This window comes from Klebsiella sp. CN_Kp091, assembly GCF_040065095.1.
In the GTDB taxonomy this organism is placed as follows: domain Bacteria; phylum Pseudomonadota; class Gammaproteobacteria; order Enterobacterales; family Enterobacteriaceae; genus Klebsiella; species Klebsiella aerogenes.
On sequence record NZ_JBEAIO010000038.1, the window covers coordinates 22,988 to 39,281 of the forward strand.

A 16,294-nucleotide genomic window follows, 5' to 3' on the forward strand; every position below is an offset into this window, starting at 1 on the left:
ATCAGAGTCTGAAGTCTTCCCCAAGGTACACGCGTTTTACCTGCTCGTCTTCAAGGATTTGCTGCGGGGTGCCGTGGGCGATGAGGTGGCCCTGGCTTACGATATAAGCTCGTTCACAAACCGCCAGCGTCTCCCTGACGTTATGGTCAGTAATGAGTACGCCCAGCCCGCTGTCGCGCAGGTGTTCGATGATGCGTTTAATATCGATAACGGAGATAGGGTCAACCCCGGCGAACGGTTCATCCAGCAGGATGAATTTCGGGTTCGCCGCCAGCGCGCGGGCGATTTCGACGCGGCGGCGTTCACCGCCGGAGAGCGCCTGACCCAGGCTATCGCGCAGGTGTTCGATGTGGAACTCTTCCATCAGCTCTTTAGCGCGATCTTCACGCTGCTCGCTGCTGAGATCGTCGCGGATTTGTAGCACCGCCATCAGGTTATCGTAGACGCTCAGGCGGCGGAAAATAGAGGCTTCCTGCGGCAGGTAACCGATGCCGCGGCGCGCGCGGGCATGTAGCGGCAGCAGGCTGATATCTTCATCGTCAATGATAATGTTGCCGGCATCGCGCGGCACGATGCCCACTACCATATAAAAGGTGGTGGTCTTACCGGCGCCGTTCGGGCCCAGCAGGCCGACTATCTCACCGGAGTTGACGGTCAGGCTGACGTCTTCCACCACGCGGCGGCCTTTGTAGGCTTTGGCGAGGTTTTTTGCAGTTAATGTTGCCATAACGGATTACTTACCTTTCTTCTGCTGATCGCCGCTTTTGTCCTGCAACTGCGAAGGCACCAGCACCGTAGTCACGCGACCTCCTTTGTTGCTGAAGGCCTGCATTTTCTGCTCTTTCACCAGATAGGTGATTTTGTCGCCCTGAATATTGCTATCCAGCTGTTCCAGATGCGCGTTGCCGGTCAGCACCACGAAATCGTTCTGCAGTTCATAATGCATTTTCGACGCGCGGCCTTTCACCGGCTTACCGTTGTCCTGCATCTGATAGAAGGTGGCCGGATTGCCGAAACCGTCGATCACTTCTTTGCCTTTTTCACCGCCAGGGCGGGTAACCACGACTTTGTCGGCATTGATCTTAATGGTCCCCTGGGTGACGACCACGTTGCCGGTGAAGGTCACGACGTTGCCCTGCATATCCAGCGACTGCTGATCGGATTCGATGTGAATCGGCTGATCGGTATCGCCGGTTTTTGCCAGAGCCGGCAGGCTGGCGGCCAGAAGCGCGCTTGCGAGCGCAATGTTAAGGCTGAGTTTGTTTGTTCTGAATTTCATAAGAGGTTCTAACCTTTTCAATCAGCTCGGCATTTTTGCTGCGTAGGTTCCCGCGCATTTTCAGGCCGCTGGAATTAAATGTTGTTCCGTATAACGTCACCATATCGTCAGAGGTTACATCCTGGGTCACCAGGTTTACCTGCGCGTTATCGGTGGTAATTTTGCGCAGTTGAGAGTCGGGACTCAACGCGTCGACCTCAACGTGGCCGTAAAGATACAGCATACGGTCGTTGGTTAACTTGGCTTTATCCGCTCTGATTGACCAGGTCGGAACCTTATTGGTATCAAAGGTGGTCATCACCGGGTTGGTGAACCACGATACTTCTTGTTCGGAAAAGTATTCGACATGCTCGGCTATCAGACGATAGCTCAGCGCGCCTTCCGGGCTGTACACCACGGTATCGGTATGCTCGCTTTTATACGTCGGATCGTTAGGATTGACCGCGACGGTCGCGGTGTCGTCCGTACTCGCCAGGTTCAGGCCGATCAGGATCAACGCGACCAGCGATAGTAAGATGATAACCCAACGTCTGGTTTTACTCATATTGATTGCCCTTTGGCCTCATCAAGCTTGCCCTGCGCCAATAGTAACAAATCGCAGACTTCGCGTACCGCGCCGCGTCCGCCGTTAATTCGCGTGACGTAATTCGCCCGTGGCAGCAGCAGCGGATGCGCATCGGCGACGGCGACGCTTAAACCGACTTCCGCCATTACCGGCCAGTCGATCAGATCGTCGCCAATATAAGCCACTTCATCCGGGCGAACCGCCAGTTTGCTTAATAATTCACGAAACGCCAACAGCTTATCGGACTGACCTTGATACAGATGCGTAATGCCCAGCGTCTGGCAGCGGTCTTCTACCAGTTTAGCTTTTCGCCCGGTAATAATCGCGACTTCAATACCGGAAGTCAGCGCACAGCGGATCCCGTAGCCATCGCGGACGTTAAACGCTTTCAGCTCTTCGCCGTTGTTGCCCATATAGATAAGGCCGTCGGAAAGCACGCCGTCGACGTCGAGGATCAGTAAACGGATCTTCGCCGCCCGATCGATAAATTCCTGGCTTACCGGCCCGTAGCAGGTGTCGACCTGGGCATCAGCATTATTCATTATTTTATCCTTACTTACACTACGCCAGCGCGCAGCAGATCGTGCATATGTACCACACCTAGCAGCCGGTCGCCATCGGCAACCAGCACGCAGGTGATATGGCGGGACTGCATCAGGTTGAGCGCATCTACCGCCAGCATGCCCGGACGAATGCGGATCCCGCCTGGAGTCATGACTTCAGCGATGCTGGCGTTGCGCATATCGACGCCGGTATCGAAGACGCGGCGCAGATCGCCGTCGGTGAAGATGCCGATGATATTCATCTCGTCATCGCAGATGGCCGTCATGCCCAGATTTTTGCGGGTGATTTCCAGCAGCGCGTCGCGCAGGGTAGCCTGCAGGCCGACGTGGGGGATCTCGTCGCCGGTATGCATAATATCATTGACCCGCAGCAGCAGCTTACGACCGAGTGCGCCGCCGGGGTGCGACAGGGCGAAATCTTCGGCGGTAAAACCGCGCGCTTCGAGCAGCGCCACGGCGAGGGCGTCGCCCATCACCAGCGCGGCGGTGGTGCTGGAGGTCGGCGCCAGACCTAGCGGACAGGCTTCTTTCGGCACTTTCACGCACAGATGAATATCGGCGGCGCGCGCCATGCTGCTATCCGGACGACTGGTGACGCAGATAAGCGGCACCTGCTGGCGTTTAAGCACCGGAATCAACGCCAGGATTTCATTGGATTCACCGGAGTTAGATAACGCGATGACCACATCCTGCGGCGTCACCATCCCCAGATCGCCGTGCGCGGCTTCACCGGGGTGGACAAAAAAAGCCGAGGTGCCGGTACTGGCGAAGGTCGCCGCCATTTTGCGCCCGATATGACCGGATTTGCCCATACCCATCACGACGACCTTACCGCCGCAGCGGAAAATCGTCTCACAGGCGCGGGTGAAATCTTCATTAATATACTGATCGAGCTGGGCCAGACCTTCACGTTCAATTTCCAGAACCTGACGTCCTGCCTGTTGAAAGTCAAAATCCGTTGGCAAATCTATTTGCGACATGATGTTATCCCAATTCATTCAACGAAGTACGGCGCTGAACAAAACAGCAGCGCCAACCAAACCATAAAGCCGCCGACCAGCAAGGCGCCCGCTACGCGACCCGGCTGCCGTTTACGCCGCCAGCACAGCAGCGCGAAGATCGCGCTCACCAGCAGCATCACGCTGTAGTCGCGCGTAAAAGCTTCGGCAGGGAAGGCGCCAGGGGCGATTAACGCCGGCAGCCCGAGCACCAGCACGAGGTTAAGAATATTGGCGCCAATGATATTCCCGATGGCGATATCGTCTTCCCCTTTTCGTGCGCCGGCGATGGCGGTGGCCAGTTCCGGCAGGCTGGTGCCGATAGCAATAACCGTTAAGCCGACCGTCAGTTCGCTAATGGCGAAATAGTTCGCCAGCACCGTGGCGTTATCCACCACCATGCGGGTGGCCATCGGCATGACGATCATCGCCACCCCGAGCCATAGCAGGGCGACGGGCAGCGAACCGCCGCGCGGCAGCTCCGCCAGCTGTTCCCGCGTCAGGCTATCGCTGCCCTGACGTTCCGCCAGGCGCGCTATTTTTAGAGTGAATACCAGCCATAGTATGGCCAGCGCCAGTAAAAACAGACCATCCAGACGCGACAGCTGGCCATCGTAGAGCACAAATCCCGCCAGTAAACTAACCAGCAACATTAACGGCAATTCGCGGCGCAGGATATCAGAATGCACGGTAAATGGATGGAGCAGGGCGGCAAGACCGAGAATTAATAGAATATTCGTAATATTGGATCCCAACGCCGTACCGATCGCCAGATCGGTTTGCCCGTGAAGGGAGGCCGCGGTGGAAACGATGATCTCCGGCAGGCTGGTACCGATGCTCACGACAGTCATGCCGATGATGAGCGGCGGGATCCCCATCATGCGACACAGTATTGAAGCGGCGTATACCAGACGATCGGCGCTGTAAACTACCAGCAGTAAACCAATTATTAACAGAGCCGTTGCTAAGAGCATCTAAAGTCCTTTCTTCAGGTATAATCGTCGCCTCGCTGGCCGTCCGTACACAGCGTAACGAATTCTTAATTTTGACTTTATGTGTGGCAAAAGTAAAACAAATGCCAGCTTTCGCTAACCCGGGCAGGTAAGATTCTGTAAAAATGTTGGGTTTGTGGTGAAAGAAAGCGCCATGCTTAGCCCGAAGGTTTAGTAAGGATGATTTTATGAGCCAAACTCTGGCGAATTTAGTCGAGGTTCGCGGTATTCGTTTCTCTCGGGGCGACCGCGTCATCTTCGATGATATCTCGCTATCGGTGCCTCGCGGCAAGATTACCGCCATTATGGGGCCATCGGGGATCGGCAAGACGACCCTGCTGCGTTTGATAGGCGGCCAGATCCCGCCGGACAGCGGCGAGATCCTGTTTGACGGCGAAAACGTGCCGCAAATGACGCGCTCGCGGCTGTATACCGTGCGTAAACGCATGAGCATGCTGTTTCAGTCCGGCGCGCTATTCACCGATATGAACGTGTTTGATAACGTAGCTTACCCGCTGCGTGAACATACGCAGTTGCCGGATGCGCTGCTGCATACCACCGTCATGATGAAGCTGGAAGCGGTTGGGTTACGCGGCGCGGCGAAACTGATGCCTTCGGAGCTCTCCGGCGGGATGGCGCGGCGCGCGGCGCTGGCGCGGGCGATTGCCCTTGAGCCGGATCTGATCATGTTTGACGAACCCTTCGTCGGACAGGATCCCATCACCATGGGCGTATTGGTTAAACTTATCTCAGAGCTAAATAGTACCCTGGGAGTGACCTGCATTGTGGTATCGCACGACGTGCCGGAAGTGCTGAGCATTGCGGATTACGCCTACATTGTGGCGGATAAGAAAATCGTTGCCCACGGCAGCGCGCAATCGCTGCGTGAAAATAGCGATCCGCGCGTGCGCCAGTTCATTGATGGCATCGCTGACGGCCCGGTGCCGTTCCGCTATCCTGCGGGCGATTACCACCATGATTTATTAGGCAAAGGGAGTTAAACGACTCATGCTATTTAATGCGCTGGCAGCGCTCGGACACCGCGGCATCAAAACCACCGCGACCTTCGGGCGCGCCGGATTAATGCTATTTAATGCCGTGGTGGGCAAGCCGGAATTTCGCAAGCATGCGCCGCTGCTGGTACGCCAGCTGTATAACGTCGGCGTGCTATCGATGCTGATTATTATCGTCTCGGGGCTGTTCATCGGTATGGTACTGGGGCTGCAGGGCTATCTGGTATTAACGACCTATAGCGCAGAGACCAGTCTGGGTATGCTGGTGGCGCTGTCGCTGCTGCGCGAGCTGGGGCCGGTGGTGGCAGCGCTGCTGTTCGCCGGACGAGCCGGTTCGGCGTTAACCGCCGAGATTGGCCTGATGCGGGCGACCGAGCAGCTCTCCAGCATGGAAATGATGGCGGTAGATCCGCTGCGCCGGGTGATTTCGCCGCGCTTCTGGGCCGGAGTCATCTCGCTACCGCTGTTGACGATCATTTTCGTCGCCGTGGGCGTCTGGGGCGGTTCGCTGGTTGGCGTCAGCTGGAAAGGCATCGACGCGGGGTTCTTCTGGACCGCGATGCAAAACGCCGTCGACTGGCGAATGGATCTGGTTAACTGCCTGATTAAAAGTCTGGTTTTTGCCGTTACGGTAACCTGGATTGCGTTATTCAATGGTTATGACGCTATCCCCACTTCCGCTGGGATTAGCCGGGCAACGACGCGCACCGTGGTGCATTCGTCGCTGGCGGTTCTGGGGCTGGATTTTGTGCTGACTGCGCTGATGTTTGGGAATTAAGTTCATGCAAACGAAAAAAAATGAGATCTGGGTAGGTGTGTTCTTACTGGCAGCGCTGCTGGCGGCGCTGTTTGTCTGTCTGAAGGCGGCAAACGTGACCTCGTTACGTACCGAACCGACTTATCGTCTTTATGCGACCTTCGATAACATCGGCGGCCTGAAAGCGCGTTCACCGGTGCGTATTGGCGGCGTGGTGGTTGGTCGCGTCGCGGATATCACCCTCGATCCAAAAACCTATCTGCCGCGCGTTGCCATCGATATCGACGAAAGCTACAACCACATTCCGGATACCAGTTCGCTGGCGATTCGTACTTCTGGTTTGCTCGGGGAGCAGTACCTGGCGCTGAATGTCGGTTTCGAAGACCCGGAGTTGGGCACCGCTATTCTTAAAGACGGCGGTACGATTCAGGACACCAAGTCCGCGATGGTGCTGGAAGATCTGATAGGCCAGTTCCTCTATAACAGCAAGGGCGGCGATAATCAGAATTCTGACAATGATAAGGCGGCGGCTGAGGGTGATACTGACGCTACGCCGCAGGCCGGCATGACGCATTAATTTCAGGAGAGACAAGATATGTTTAAACGCTTACTCATGGTCGCCATGCTGGTGATTGCTCCACTGACCGCCGCGCATGCCGCGGATCAAACTAACCCGTATAAGCTGATGGACGAGGCGGCGCAGAAGACCTTCGATCGTCTGAAGAACGAACAGCCGAAGATCAAAGCGAACCCGAACTATCTGCGTGATATCGTCGATCAGGAACTGCTGCCTTACGTGCAGGTGAAATACGCCGGTGCGCTGGTGCTGGGCCGTTACTACAAAGAGGCGACGCCTGCACAGCGTGAAGCCTACTTCGCCGCCTTCCGCGAGTATCTGAAACAGGCTTACGGTCAGGCGCTGGCGATGTATCACGGCCAGACATACCAAATTGCGCCTGAACAGCCGCTGGGTAGCGCAACCATCGTGCCGATTCGCGTCACTATCCTCGATCCGAACGGCCGTCCTCCGGTACGTCTGGACTTCCAATGGCGTAAAAATACCCAGACCGGCAACTGGCAGGCTTATGACATGATCGCCGAAGGCGTCAGCATGATCACCACCAAACAAAACGAGTGGAGCGACCTGCTGCGTACGAAAGGCGTTGATGGTCTGACCGCGCAGCTGAAAGCTATTTCAGCCCAGCCGATCACTCTGGATCAGAAAAAATAATGAGTGAGCAACTGAGCTGGAACCGCGACGGTGAACGCCTGGCGTTGCGCGGCGAACTGGATCAGGAATTTATACTGCCGCTATGGAATGCACGCGCGCAGGCGACCGACGGCGTATCCACTATCGACCTCAGCGACGTTTCACGGGTCGATAGCGCCGGGGTGGCGTTACTGGTTCATTTTGTCGCGCTGGTACGTCGGCAGGGCAAAACGGCGCAAGTGGTGGGGAAAAGCGAAAACCTGCAAACGCTGGTCAGTCTTTACAACCTTCCGGCGGACATGATCCCGTAATTTTTTCAGTGAGTTAATGCTGAAGCTATTCTGAAAGCCTCATCAATCTGTTCGATGGGGCTTTTTGCTTGTTTAAGACAGCGCCACTTTCCTCTAAGATGTTGGGCTGTTTTCACTCTCAGAAAAATTTGATCCCATGGAAAATCATGAAATTCAGACCGTGCTGATGAACGCACTCTCCCTTCAGGAAGTCCACGTCTCTGGCGATGGCAGCCACTTTCAGGTTATCGCTGTGGGTGAGATGTTCGACGGCATGAGCCGGGTAAAAAAACAGCAGGCTATCTACGCGCCGCTGATGGAATATATTGCCGACAATCGCATTCATGCGCTGTCGATCAAAGCGTTTACCCCGCAAGAATGGGCGCGCGATCGCAAACTTAATGGCTTTTAAGCTGTAGGGATGTTCCCTACAGCGTTGATGAATTTTTAACCGAGAACAGAATCAATGGATAAATTCCGTGTTCAGGGGCCGACTCGCCTGCAGGGCGAGGTCACCATTTCCGGCGCTAAAAACGCTGCCCTGCCAATCCTCTTTGCCGCGCTGTTAGCCGAAGAGCCGATTGAAATCCAGAACGTACCGAAGCTGAAAGATATCGATACCACCATGAAGCTGCTGAGTCAGTTGGGCGCGAAGGTCGAGCGCAATGGTTCCGTATGGATCGATGCTGGCCCGGTAAATGTTTTCTGTGCTCCGTACGATTTAGTGAAAACCATGCGTGCTTCCATTTGGGCGCTGGGGCCGCTGGTGGCGCGTTTCGGCCAGGGCCAGGTTTCTCTGCCGGGCGGCTGCGCTATCGGCGCGCGTCCGGTCGACCTGCACATTACCGGCCTGGAACAGCTGGGCGCGGAAATCAAACTGGAAGAAGGCTATGTGAAGGCGTCGGTTAACGGGCGTCTGAAAGGCGCGCATATCGTGATGGATAAGGTGAGCGTAGGCGCGACCGTGACTATCATGAGCGCGGCGACGCTGGCTGAAGGCACCACCGTTATCGAAAACGCCGCGCGCGAGCCGGAAATCGTCGATACCGCCAACTTCCTTAACGCGCTGGGTGCGAAAATCAAAGGCCAGGGCAGCGACCGTATCACCATCGAAGGCGTCGCGCGTCTGGGTGGCGGCGTTTATCGCGTACTGCCGGACCGTATCGAAACCGGTACCTTCCTGGTTGCCGCGGCGATCTCCGGCGGTAAAATTATGTGCCGCCATGCGCAGCCGGATACCCTGGATGCGGTACTGGCGAAGCTGCGTGAAGCTGGCGCGGATATTGAAGTCGGTGAAGACTGGATTAGCCTCGATATGCACGGTAACCGTCCGAAAGCGGTCAACGTGCGTACCGCGCCGCACCCGGGTTTCCCAACCGACATGCAGGCTCAGTTCACTTTGTTGAACCTGGTGGCTGAAGGGACTGGCGTTATCACCGAAACCATCTTCGAAAACCGCTTCATGCACATTCCGGAACTGATCCGTATGGGCGCGCACGCGGAAATTGAAAGCAATACCGCGATTTGCCATGGTGTCGCGAAGCTGTCTGGCGCACAGGTCATGGCGACCGACCTGCGTGCATCTGCAAGCCTGGTGCTGGCGGGTTGTATTGCGGAAGGGACGACCATCGTCGACCGTATCTATCACATCGATCGCGGCTATGAGCGCATCGAAGATAAACTGCAGGCTCTGGGCGCGAATATCGAACGCGTCAAAGGCGAGTAATCCCGCTTCGGTAGCAGCCCTCTGACGTCCGTCCGGGGGCTGTTATCGAGCTCTCCCTCACATTAGGTCTTATTTCTCTTCTGACGCATCATCTGCGTTCTGTCGATGAACTGATGGGTAATGGGATCGTGATAACGCGATGGCCAGATAACCCACGGCTCGGTTCCCAGCGCGTTAGCAATAATCAATTCGCCCTTTGGCCACGGACGGGTTAGCGCGTTGGCAAGCGTAGAAGAGCTTAAACCGTGACGTCGCGACTCAGCTGCGAGCGACGTCCCCTTTTTGCGAAGGCCGGCAATAATATCCGCTGAATGCCAGTCGATGAACTTATCCATAAATTCTCCCGGTGATAACTGTCTGCGCGTCAATACGGACGGCTGGAATACTATACCCTGGTTCTTATATGGTTTTAACAAGTTCCCTTATTGTTCCTGTATATTCAGAATATATTAAGGTTTCTGGCGTCATTTGAAGGATATTGGATTTTATTGGAACTCTCCCGCGCAATGCGCGCGGGAGAAAGGGGGGGATTAGTGGTCGCGCTGAACGGCGATATGGGCAAGGCCGATGAGCGCCTCGCGCCACGGCGTATCCGGCAGAACCTGCAGCGCGGCGATAGCTTTATCGGCTTCTTCTTCCGCACGTTTCTGCGTCCACTCCAGCGAACCGCAGGCCGCCATGGTTTCAAGTACCGCGTCAAGCAAATGGCGCCCGTTCCCCTGCTCGATAGCGCCGCGAATCATCGCCGCCTGATCCGGGGTACCGTGATGCATCGCGTGCAGCAGAGGCAGCGTTGGTTTGCCTTCGTTCAGGTCATCACCGACGTTTTTGCCAAGGCGTTCGCCATCGGAACTGTAATCCAGCAGATCGTCAATCAGCTGGAACGCGGTGCCGAGGTAACGGCCATAATCCTGCAGCGCCTGCTCTTCTTCCGCGCTGCAACCAGCCAGGATGCCGGAACACTGCGAAGCGGCTTCGAACAGACGGGCGGTCTTACTGTAGATGACCCGCATATAGTTCTCTTCCGTGATATCCGGGTCGTTGACGTTCATCAACTGCAGGACTTCGCCTTCGGCGATGACGTTTACGGCTTCCGACATCACTTCCAGCACCTTCAGCGAACCGAGACGGGTCATCATCTGGAAGGCGCGGGTGTAGATAAAGTCGCCCACCAGTACGCTGGCGGCATTGCCGAATGCGGCATTGGCCGTCGCCTTGCCGCGGCGCATATCGGACTCGTCGACGACGTCGTCATGCAGTAGGGTCGCGGTATGAATAAATTCGATCAGTGCGGCAATGTTGACGTGCGCATTCCCCTGATAGCCGACCGCGCGAGCTGAAAGCACGGCGATCATCGGACGAATACGTTTACCGCCTCCGCTGACGATGTAGTAGCCTAACTGATTGATAAGCTGAACATCTGAGTTGAGCTGCTCAAGGATTGCCGCATTGACACCCGCCATATCCTGCGCGGTTAACTCATTGATTTTTTCTAAATTCATCGCAAAAGCCGGGCCAAATGTCCTGTTACCGCGAATCCAGGTGGGATCACAGAAGGATTAAGATAGAATTAAAAGAAGATATGATTGTACTGAAAAATCAGCGCAGATAAACGTTAGCGTGAAAGTTGTGTTTTTTTTCTGCGTTGATCGATGATCGCTCTTGTCAAAGGGTCGCGTTTTGCGTAATATTCGCGCCCTATTGTGAATATTTATAGCGCACTCTGAATCACACGAAGAGGTGCGCGGAAGCGGAGTTTTATATGTACGCGGTTTTCCAAAGTGGTGGTAAACAACACCGAGTAAGCGAAGGTCAGACCGTTCGCCTGGAAAAGCTGGACATCGCAACTGGCGAAGCTGTTGAGTTCGCTGAAGTTCTGATGATCGCAAACGGTGAAGAAATCAAGATCGGCGTTCCTTTCGTTGAGGGCGGCGTGATCAAAGCTGAAGTTGTTGCTCACGGTCGTGGCGAGAAAGTTAAAATCGTTAAGTTTCGTCGTCGTAAACACTATCGTAAGCAAGCAGGCCACCGTCAGTGGTTCACTGATGTGAAAATCACTGGCATCAGCGCCTAAGACTTGAGGGAGTAGATTTAAATGGCACATAAAAAGGCTGGCGGCTCGACTCGTAACGGTCGCGATTCAGAAGCTAAACGTCTGGGCGTAAAACGTTTCGGCGGTGAAGCAGTTCTGGCAGGTAGCATCATCGTTCGTCAACGTGGTACTAAATTCCACGCTGGCACCAACGTTGGTTGCGGCCGTGACCACACTCTGTTCGCTTTGACTGACGGTAAAGTCAAGTTCGAAGTTAAAGGCCCGAAAAACCGTAAATTCATCAGCATCGTTGCTGAATAAGTTTTTCGCGTCCTGGTGACGGATGAAAGCCCCGCAACACGTTGCGGGGCTTTTTACATTAGAATCCCGGAAAAAATTTCTGCAGGGAAAACGGGCATCATGAAGCAGCAGGCCGGCATTGGCATTCTTTTGGCGCTAACCACCGCGATGTGTTGGGGAGCACTGCCAATTGCAATGAAGCAGGTTCTCGAAGTGATGGAGCCGCCAACGGTGGTCTTTTATCGCTTTTTGATGGCCAGTATTGGTCTTGGCGCGATCCTCGCCATCAAAGGCAAGCTGCCGCCGCTGCGAATTTTTCGCAAGCCGCGCTGGTTGGTTTTATTAGCGATTGCTACCGGCGGTTTGTTCGGTAACTTCATTCTGTTCAGCTCTTCCCTGCAATATCTCAGTCCAACGGCCTCCCAGGTCATCGGCCAGCTATCGCCGGTCGGTATGATGGTGGCAAGCGTTGTGATTCTGAAAGAGCGCATGCGTGGTACCCAGGTTGTGGGGGCGCTGATGTTGCTCAGCGGGCTGGTGATGTTCTTCAACACCAGCCTGATTGAAATCTTTACCCGTCTCACGGACTACACGTGGGGGGTAATTTTTGGTGTCGCAGCGGCAACGGTGTGGGTAAGCTACGGAGTCGCGCAAAAGGTGTTATTGCGGCGCCTGGCATCACAGCAGATACTATTTTTGCTGTACACTTTATGTACGATTGCTTTACTGCCGCTCGCTAAACCGGGGGTTATCTCCCAACTGAGCGACTGGCAACTGGCTTGCCTGATTTTTTGCGGGCTGAATACCCTGGTCGGCTACGGGGCGCTGGCGGAAGCCATGGCGCGCTGGCAGGCGGCTCAGGTCAGCGCGTTAATTACCTTAACGCCACTGTTTACGCTACTGTTTTCTGATTTATTATCAATGGCCTGGCCCGATGTTTTCGCCAGACCGATGTTAAACCTGATTGGTTATCTCGGTGCGTTTGTCGTGGTTGCGGGCGCGATGTATTCCGCCATTGGCCATCGTCTTTGGGGACGTTGGCGCAAGCGAGAGGCGGTTGTACCGCTGCCCCGCTCAGGCGAATGATTTACGGAGAGTAAAATGAAGTTTGTAGATGAAGCAACGATCCTGGTCGTAGCAGGTGACGGCGGCAATGGTTGCGTTAGCTTCCGCCGCGAAAAATATATTCCGCGAGGCGGCCCTGACGGCGGTGATGGCGGTGACGGCGGCGACGTTTGGCTGGAAGCGGACGAGAACCTCAACACCCTGATCGACTATCGATTCGAAAAATCTTTCCGCGCAGAACGCGGACAGAACGGTCAGAGCCGCGACTGCACCGGTAAACGCGGTAAAGATGTTACGGTGAAAGTGCCTGTAGGGACCCGCGTCATCGACCAGGGGACCGGCGAGACCATGGGCGATATGACCAAGCACGGTCAGCGTTTAATGGTCGCAAAAGGCGGCTGGCACGGTCTGGGCAACACGCGCTTCAAATCATCCGTTAACCGTACCCCGCGTCAGAAAACCATGGGTACGCCGGGCGATAAGCGCGATCTGCAGCTCGAACTGATGCTGCTGGCCGACGTGGGGATGCTGGGGATGCCGAATGCCGGTAAATCCACCTTCATTCGCGCGGTCTCCGCGGCGAAGCCGAAAGTAGCCGATTATCCATTTACCACCCTGGTGCCGAGCCTGGGCGTGGTGCGTATGGACAACGAGAAGAGCTTTGTGGTCGCCGATATTCCGGGGCTGATTGAGGGCGCGGCGGAAGGCGCTGGCCTTGGTATTCGCTTCCTTAAGCACCTCGAGCGCTGCCGCGTGCTGCTGCATCTTATCGACATCGAGCCTATCGACGGTTCCGATCCGGTTGAGAATGCGCGCATTATCATCGGCGAACTGGAGAAATACAGCGAGAAGCTGGCCTCTAAACCGCGCTGGTTGGTCTTCAACAAGATTGACCTGATGGACAAAGCGGAGGCTGAAGCCAAAGCGAAGGCCATCGCCGAAGCGCTGGGTTGGGAAGATAAATTCTATCTGATCTCCGCGGCCAGCCAGCAGGGCGTTAAAGACCTGTGCTGGGACGTGATGACCTTTATCATCGAAAACCCAATCGTGCAGGCGGAAGAAGAGCAGAAGCCGGAGAAAGTCGAGTTCATGTGGGACGACTATCACCGTCAGCAGCTTGAAGAAGCCGAACTGGAAGAAGATGACGAAGACTGGGATGACGACTGGGACGAAGACGACGAAGAAGGCGTCGAATTCATCTACAAACGTTAATCCTGAGTAAAAAGGGCCGCATCATCCAATGCGGCCCTTTTGTTTTTAGTTGTTCTGGTACAAATCTTTATACAGTCGACTTTCGAAGCGCACCAATGGTATGCGGCGGTTGCGCTGGTCACCCGGCGGCACCGCGTAGCCGGAGAGGTACTGCACGAAAGCCATCTTTTGCCCGCTGGCGGTGGTGATGAAACCTGCCAGGTTATATACCCCCTGCAGAGAACCGGTCTTCGCCGAAACCTTACCGTCTACGCCCGCCTGATGAAGACCGGCGCGATACTGCAGTGAACCATCGTGTCCGGCAAGCGGCAACATCGAGATAAAGTTGAGCTCGTTATCGTGCTGAGCGATGTACTGCAATACCTGCATCATCGTCGCCGGCGCGATAAGGTTGTGTCGGGACAGGCCTGAGCCATCGGCGATAATCGTGTTACCGAGGTCAATACCCGCCTGCTGGCGCAGGATTTGCCGCACCGCGTCGGAACCTGCGCGCCAGGTTCCCGGCACGCCCATCCGCGCGTGGCCGATAGTACGAAACACCGTATCAGCAATCATGTTATCGGATTTCTTCAGCATGATGCGCAGAAGATCGTGCAACGGCGCCGATTGGGTCGTCGCCAGCACGGTGCCCGGATCGTTGGCCAGGGTCTGGCGCAAGAGAGTGCCGCTGTAGGTAATACCCGCATCGGTGAGCTCAGCTTTCAGGATCGCACCTGCATAGCCTGCGCCGTCCTGAATGGCGAACGCCAGCGGTAGCGGTTCGCTGCGCTGCGGCAGGCAGCCAGTGAGGGTGTAGCGGTTGAGATCGCCTGGTACGACGTCCAGCTCGCAGTACTGCGCTTCTGCGGAGCCGCGCGCCAGCGTCCGCACCTGGCTGAACATGGTGACCGGATAGTAAGAGGCCACGCGGATAAAGGCCAAATCGCCGGGTTTCTGTGCGCTATAGAGCGAGACGGAGAAACAGTTACGATCAACGATCGCTGCCGCTGGCGGGGCGCTGAAGCACTGCGTCATGTCATTCCATGGCCAGCCGGGGGCTTTATCGTGGCTGGCGAAAACCGAGGTATCGATAAGCACATTTCCTTCAATGCGCTGCACGCCGGCTTTTTTCAGCGACGCCACCATGTTGCGGATATCCTGACGCTTTAGCGTCGGATCGCCGCCGAAGCGGGCAATCAGGTCGCCTTTCAGCACGCCGCCGTCAAGGGAACCTTTGGTTTCCAGCGTCGTAGTGAAGCGGAAGTCCGGCCCCAGCTGCAACAACGCGGCCAGCGCGGTGATCACCTTCTGGGTACTGGCAGGCAGCGCCATCTGCTGGCTGTGAAAGTCTATCTCCGGCGTCGGGGAGCCAACCTTTTGCGCCATGAAGGCAAGGTTCGCGCCGGCAGGAAGCTGGCTGATGTACTCGTCAATATTCGCGGCCTGAGCGCTAAGCGCTATACCGGCAGTCAATCCGATGATAAATCTGGGAAATCGCATAATCTCGCGCTAACAACCTGAAACCAAGCCGTCATACTACGGTGCATCGCCCTGTAAAGTAAACGATGACCCATAGTGAACTTCAGGGTAAAATGCGTATCAAATTGAAAATTGCTGCTGACCTGGGGAGTGTTTCCCGGGTCGGTTTTCTTTTTGCTTCGGCCATGGCTAAGACGTGACCGATGGCGGAACGACTCCGTCCGTTCCATGAAGGAATGATAAAGAGGTATAACAAATGCAAGCTATTCCGATGACCTTACGTGGCGCAGAAAAACTGCGCGAAGAACTGGATTTCCTGAAGTCCGTACGTCGTCCAGAGATTATTGCTGCTATCGCTGAGGCGCGTGAGCACGGCGATCTGAAAGAGAACGCGGAATACCACGCCGCCCGCGAACAGCAGGGCTTCTGCGAAGGTCGTATCAAGGATATCGAAGCAAAACTGTCGAATGCGCAGGTTATCGATATCACTAAGATGCCGAATAATGGCCGCGTGATTTTCGGCTCTACGGTCAGCGTGCTGAACCTGGATAACGACGAAGAGCAGACTTACCGCATCGTGGGCGATGACGAAGCGGATTTTAAACAGAATCTGATCTCTGTGAATTCACCGATCGCCCGCGGCCTGATCGGCAAAGAGCAGGATGACGTCGTCACTATCCGTACCCCGGGTGGTGAAGTGGAATACGAAATTACCAAGGTTGAATACCTGTAAGGCGTATTTCCCGCTACGATGTTTATAGATTGTAAAGAAAGGAAAAAGGCCGCATAGCGGCCTTTTATCAACGTCAGGAGCATGGCATTTTGCTCGCCTGG

21 protein-coding genes are annotated in these 16,294 nt (G+C 55.5%); 12 read left to right on the top strand and 9 right to left on the bottom strand.

Translation table 11 applies throughout. From position 1 onward, the window contains the following. Position 1 precedes the first annotated feature (1 nt). From lptB to ABLV17_RS15005, 6 genes are read right to left on the bottom strand one after another with little or no spacing between them, the layout of a single operon-like run. Positions 2-727, bottom strand: coding sequence for an LPS export ABC transporter ATP-binding protein (gene lptB, locus ABLV17_RS14980; protein ID WP_004206203.1), 726 nt, complete (start codon positions 725-727; stop codon positions 2-4). Between the two features lie 6 nt (positions 728-733). Further along, a complete protein-coding gene (lptA, locus tag ABLV17_RS14985; RefSeq protein ID WP_015369494.1) occupies positions 734-1,279 on the bottom strand; it encodes a lipopolysaccharide ABC transporter substrate-binding protein LptA in 546 nt (181 codons plus the stop codon). Next, positions 1,248-1,823: an LPS export ABC transporter periplasmic protein LptC gene (lptC, locus tag ABLV17_RS14990; protein ID WP_015369495.1), complete on the bottom strand. Its 576-nt coding sequence runs from the start codon at positions 1,821-1,823 to the stop codon at positions 1,248-1,250. Before lptC ends, lptA begins: the two co-directional genes overlap by 32 nt. Then, positions 1,820-2,386, bottom strand: a complete 567-nt coding sequence (kdsC, locus tag ABLV17_RS14995) for a 3-deoxy-manno-octulosonate-8-phosphatase KdsC (RefSeq protein WP_015369496.1) — start codon at positions 2,384-2,386, stop codon at positions 1,820-1,822. The genes lptC and kdsC overlap by 4 nt, the downstream gene beginning before the upstream one ends. A 14-nt stretch (positions 2,387-2,400) precedes the next feature. Beyond that, positions 2,401-3,387 carry an arabinose-5-phosphate isomerase KdsD gene (gene kdsD, locus ABLV17_RS15000; RefSeq protein WP_015369497.1) on the bottom strand — a complete coding sequence of 329 codons (987 nt, stop codon included), beginning with the start codon at positions 3,385-3,387 and terminating at the stop codon, positions 2,401-2,403. A gap of 14 nt (positions 3,388-3,401) precedes the next feature. After that, positions 3,402-4,379, bottom strand: a complete 978-nt coding sequence (locus ABLV17_RS15005; RefSeq protein ID WP_113373138.1) for a calcium/sodium antiporter — start codon at positions 4,377-4,379, stop codon at positions 3,402-3,404. A 206-nt stretch (positions 4,380-4,585) separates the two neighbouring features. Here ABLV17_RS15005 and mlaF point away from each other — a divergent pair, with 206 nt between their 5' ends. The 7 genes from mlaF to murA all read left to right on the top strand — a co-directional run bounded on the left by mlaF (position 4,586) and on the right by murA (position 9,393). Continuing rightward, a complete protein-coding gene (mlaF, locus tag ABLV17_RS15010) occupies positions 4,586-5,398 on the top strand; it encodes a phospholipid ABC transporter ATP-binding protein MlaF (protein WP_015369499.1) in 813 nt (270 codons plus the stop codon). Positions 5,399-5,405: 7 nt separating this feature from the next. Then, complete coding sequence (gene mlaE, locus ABLV17_RS15015; RefSeq protein ID WP_015369500.1) at positions 5,406-6,188, top strand: lipid asymmetry maintenance ABC transporter permease subunit MlaE; 783 nt, start codon at positions 5,406-5,408, stop codon at positions 6,186-6,188. Between the two features lie 4 nt (positions 6,189-6,192). Further along, positions 6,193-6,744 (top strand): outer membrane lipid asymmetry maintenance protein MlaD, encoded by a 552-nt coding sequence (gene mlaD, locus ABLV17_RS15020; RefSeq protein WP_213793685.1) that lies wholly within the window; start codon positions 6,193-6,195, stop codon positions 6,742-6,744. 18 nt (positions 6,745-6,762) lie between these two features. Further along, the gene (gene mlaC, locus ABLV17_RS15025) at positions 6,763-7,398 is read left to right on the top strand and encodes a phospholipid-binding protein MlaC (protein WP_015369502.1); all 636 of its coding nucleotides are present in this window, start codon (positions 6,763-6,765) and stop codon (positions 7,396-7,398) included. Next, a complete protein-coding gene (gene mlaB, locus ABLV17_RS15030) occupies positions 7,398-7,688 on the top strand; it encodes a lipid asymmetry maintenance protein MlaB (RefSeq protein WP_015369503.1) in 291 nt (96 codons plus the stop codon). The genes mlaC and mlaB overlap by 1 nt, the downstream gene beginning before the upstream one ends. Before the next feature lie 136 nt (positions 7,689-7,824). Continuing rightward, positions 7,825-8,079 (top strand): BolA family iron metabolism protein IbaG, encoded by a 255-nt coding sequence (gene ibaG / locus ABLV17_RS15035; protein ID WP_015369504.1) that lies wholly within the window; start codon positions 7,825-7,827, stop codon positions 8,077-8,079. 54 nt (positions 8,080-8,133) lie between these two features. Next, positions 8,134-9,393: a UDP-N-acetylglucosamine 1-carboxyvinyltransferase gene (gene murA / locus ABLV17_RS15040; RefSeq protein WP_045394960.1), complete on the top strand. Its 1,260-nt coding sequence runs from the start codon at positions 8,134-8,136 to the stop codon at positions 9,391-9,393. A gap of 62 nt (positions 9,394-9,455) precedes the next feature. Here murA and sfsB read toward each other — a convergent pair whose 3' ends face one another. Beyond that, positions 9,456-9,728: a DNA-binding transcriptional regulator SfsB gene (gene sfsB / locus ABLV17_RS15045; RefSeq protein WP_087859930.1), complete on the bottom strand. Its 273-nt coding sequence runs from the start codon at positions 9,726-9,728 to the stop codon at positions 9,456-9,458. A 195-nt stretch (positions 9,729-9,923) separates the two neighbouring features. Then, on the bottom strand, positions 9,924-10,895 hold the full coding sequence (gene ispB / locus ABLV17_RS15050) for an octaprenyl diphosphate synthase (RefSeq protein ID WP_213793684.1): 972 nt from the start codon (positions 10,893-10,895) through the stop codon (positions 9,924-9,926). A 260-nt stretch (positions 10,896-11,155) separates the two neighbouring features. Here ispB and rplU point away from each other — a divergent pair, with 260 nt between their 5' ends. The 4 genes from rplU to cgtA all read left to right on the top strand — a co-directional run bounded on the left by rplU (position 11,156) and on the right by cgtA (position 14,002). Then, positions 11,156-11,467, top strand: coding sequence for a 50S ribosomal protein L21 (gene rplU / locus ABLV17_RS15055; protein ID WP_015703604.1), 312 nt, complete (start codon positions 11,156-11,158; stop codon positions 11,465-11,467). A gap of 21 nt (positions 11,468-11,488) precedes the next feature. Beyond that, positions 11,489-11,746: a 50S ribosomal protein L27 gene (gene rpmA / locus ABLV17_RS15060; protein WP_002434222.1), complete on the top strand. Its 258-nt coding sequence runs from the start codon at positions 11,489-11,491 to the stop codon at positions 11,744-11,746. 99 nt (positions 11,747-11,845) lie between these two features. After that, positions 11,846-12,811, top strand: a complete 966-nt coding sequence (locus tag ABLV17_RS15065) for a DMT family transporter (RefSeq protein ID WP_015369509.1) — start codon at positions 11,846-11,848, stop codon at positions 12,809-12,811. Between the two features lie 15 nt (positions 12,812-12,826). Next, on the top strand, positions 12,827-14,002 hold the full coding sequence (gene cgtA, locus ABLV17_RS15070; RefSeq protein WP_045377966.1) for an Obg family GTPase CgtA: 1,176 nt from the start codon (positions 12,827-12,829) through the stop codon (positions 14,000-14,002). Positions 14,003-14,047: 45 nt separating this feature from the next. Here the strand turns inward: cgtA and dacB are convergent, their stop codons facing one another. Beyond that, a complete protein-coding gene (dacB, locus tag ABLV17_RS15075) occupies positions 14,048-15,481 on the bottom strand; it encodes a serine-type D-Ala-D-Ala carboxypeptidase (RefSeq protein WP_047044712.1) in 1,434 nt (477 codons plus the stop codon). A 235-nt stretch (positions 15,482-15,716) separates the two neighbouring features. Between dacB and greA the strand changes: the two genes are divergently transcribed. Next, positions 15,717-16,193 carry a transcription elongation factor GreA gene (gene greA / locus ABLV17_RS15080; RefSeq protein ID WP_045394952.1) on the top strand — a complete coding sequence of 159 codons (477 nt, stop codon included), beginning with the start codon at positions 15,717-15,719 and terminating at the stop codon, positions 16,191-16,193. Positions 16,194-16,294: the final 101 nt, after the last annotated feature.

What these genes read in the sequence shown, in the direction of transcription:
- lptB (WP_004206203.1), bottom strand. Translation starts at nt 727, where the DNA reads ATGGCAACATTAACTGCAAAAAACCTCGCCAAAGCCTACAAAGGCCGC.
- lptA (WP_015369494.1), bottom strand. Translation starts at nt 1,279, where the DNA reads ATGAAATTCAGAACAAACAAACTCAGCCTTAACATTGCGCTCGCAAGC.
- lptC (WP_015369495.1), bottom strand. Translation starts at nt 1,823, where the DNA reads ATGAGTAAAACCAGACGTTGGGTTATCATCTTACTATCGCTGGTCGCG.
- kdsC (WP_015369496.1), bottom strand. Translation starts at nt 2,386, where the DNA reads ATGAATAATGCTGATGCCCAGGTCGACACCTGCTACGGGCCGGTAAGC.
- kdsD (WP_015369497.1), bottom strand. Translation starts at nt 3,387, where the DNA reads ATGTCGCAAATAGATTTGCCAACGGATTTTGACTTTCAACAGGCAGGA.
- ABLV17_RS15005 (WP_113373138.1), bottom strand. Translation starts at nt 4,379, where the DNA reads ATGCTCTTAGCAACGGCTCTGTTAATAATTGGTTTACTGCTGGTAGTT.
- mlaF (WP_015369499.1), top strand. Translation starts at nt 4,586, where the DNA reads ATGAGCCAAACTCTGGCGAATTTAGTCGAGGTTCGCGGTATTCGTTTC.
- mlaE (WP_015369500.1), top strand. Translation starts at nt 5,406, where the DNA reads ATGCTATTTAATGCGCTGGCAGCGCTCGGACACCGCGGCATCAAAACC.
- mlaD (WP_213793685.1), top strand. Translation starts at nt 6,193, where the DNA reads ATGCAAACGAAAAAAAATGAGATCTGGGTAGGTGTGTTCTTACTGGCA.
- mlaC (WP_015369502.1), top strand. Translation starts at nt 6,763, where the DNA reads ATGTTTAAACGCTTACTCATGGTCGCCATGCTGGTGATTGCTCCACTG.
- mlaB (WP_015369503.1), top strand. Translation starts at nt 7,398, where the DNA reads ATGAGTGAGCAACTGAGCTGGAACCGCGACGGTGAACGCCTGGCGTTG.
- ibaG (WP_015369504.1), top strand. Translation starts at nt 7,825, where the DNA reads ATGGAAAATCATGAAATTCAGACCGTGCTGATGAACGCACTCTCCCTT.
- murA (WP_045394960.1), top strand. Translation starts at nt 8,134, where the DNA reads ATGGATAAATTCCGTGTTCAGGGGCCGACTCGCCTGCAGGGCGAGGTC.
- sfsB (WP_087859930.1), bottom strand. Translation starts at nt 9,728, where the DNA reads ATGGATAAGTTCATCGACTGGCATTCAGCGGATATTATTGCCGGCCTT.
- ispB (WP_213793684.1), bottom strand. Translation starts at nt 10,895, where the DNA reads ATGAATTTAGAAAAAATCAATGAGTTAACCGCGCAGGATATGGCGGGT.
- rplU (WP_015703604.1), top strand. Translation starts at nt 11,156, where the DNA reads ATGTACGCGGTTTTCCAAAGTGGTGGTAAACAACACCGAGTAAGCGAA.
- rpmA (WP_002434222.1), top strand. Translation starts at nt 11,489, where the DNA reads ATGGCACATAAAAAGGCTGGCGGCTCGACTCGTAACGGTCGCGATTCA.
- ABLV17_RS15065 (WP_015369509.1), top strand. Translation starts at nt 11,846, where the DNA reads ATGAAGCAGCAGGCCGGCATTGGCATTCTTTTGGCGCTAACCACCGCG.
- cgtA (WP_045377966.1), top strand. Translation starts at nt 12,827, where the DNA reads ATGAAGTTTGTAGATGAAGCAACGATCCTGGTCGTAGCAGGTGACGGC.
- dacB (WP_047044712.1), bottom strand. Translation starts at nt 15,481, where the DNA reads ATGCGATTTCCCAGATTTATCATCGGATTGACTGCCGGTATAGCGCTT.
- greA (WP_045394952.1), top strand. Translation starts at nt 15,717, where the DNA reads ATGCAAGCTATTCCGATGACCTTACGTGGCGCAGAAAAACTGCGCGAA.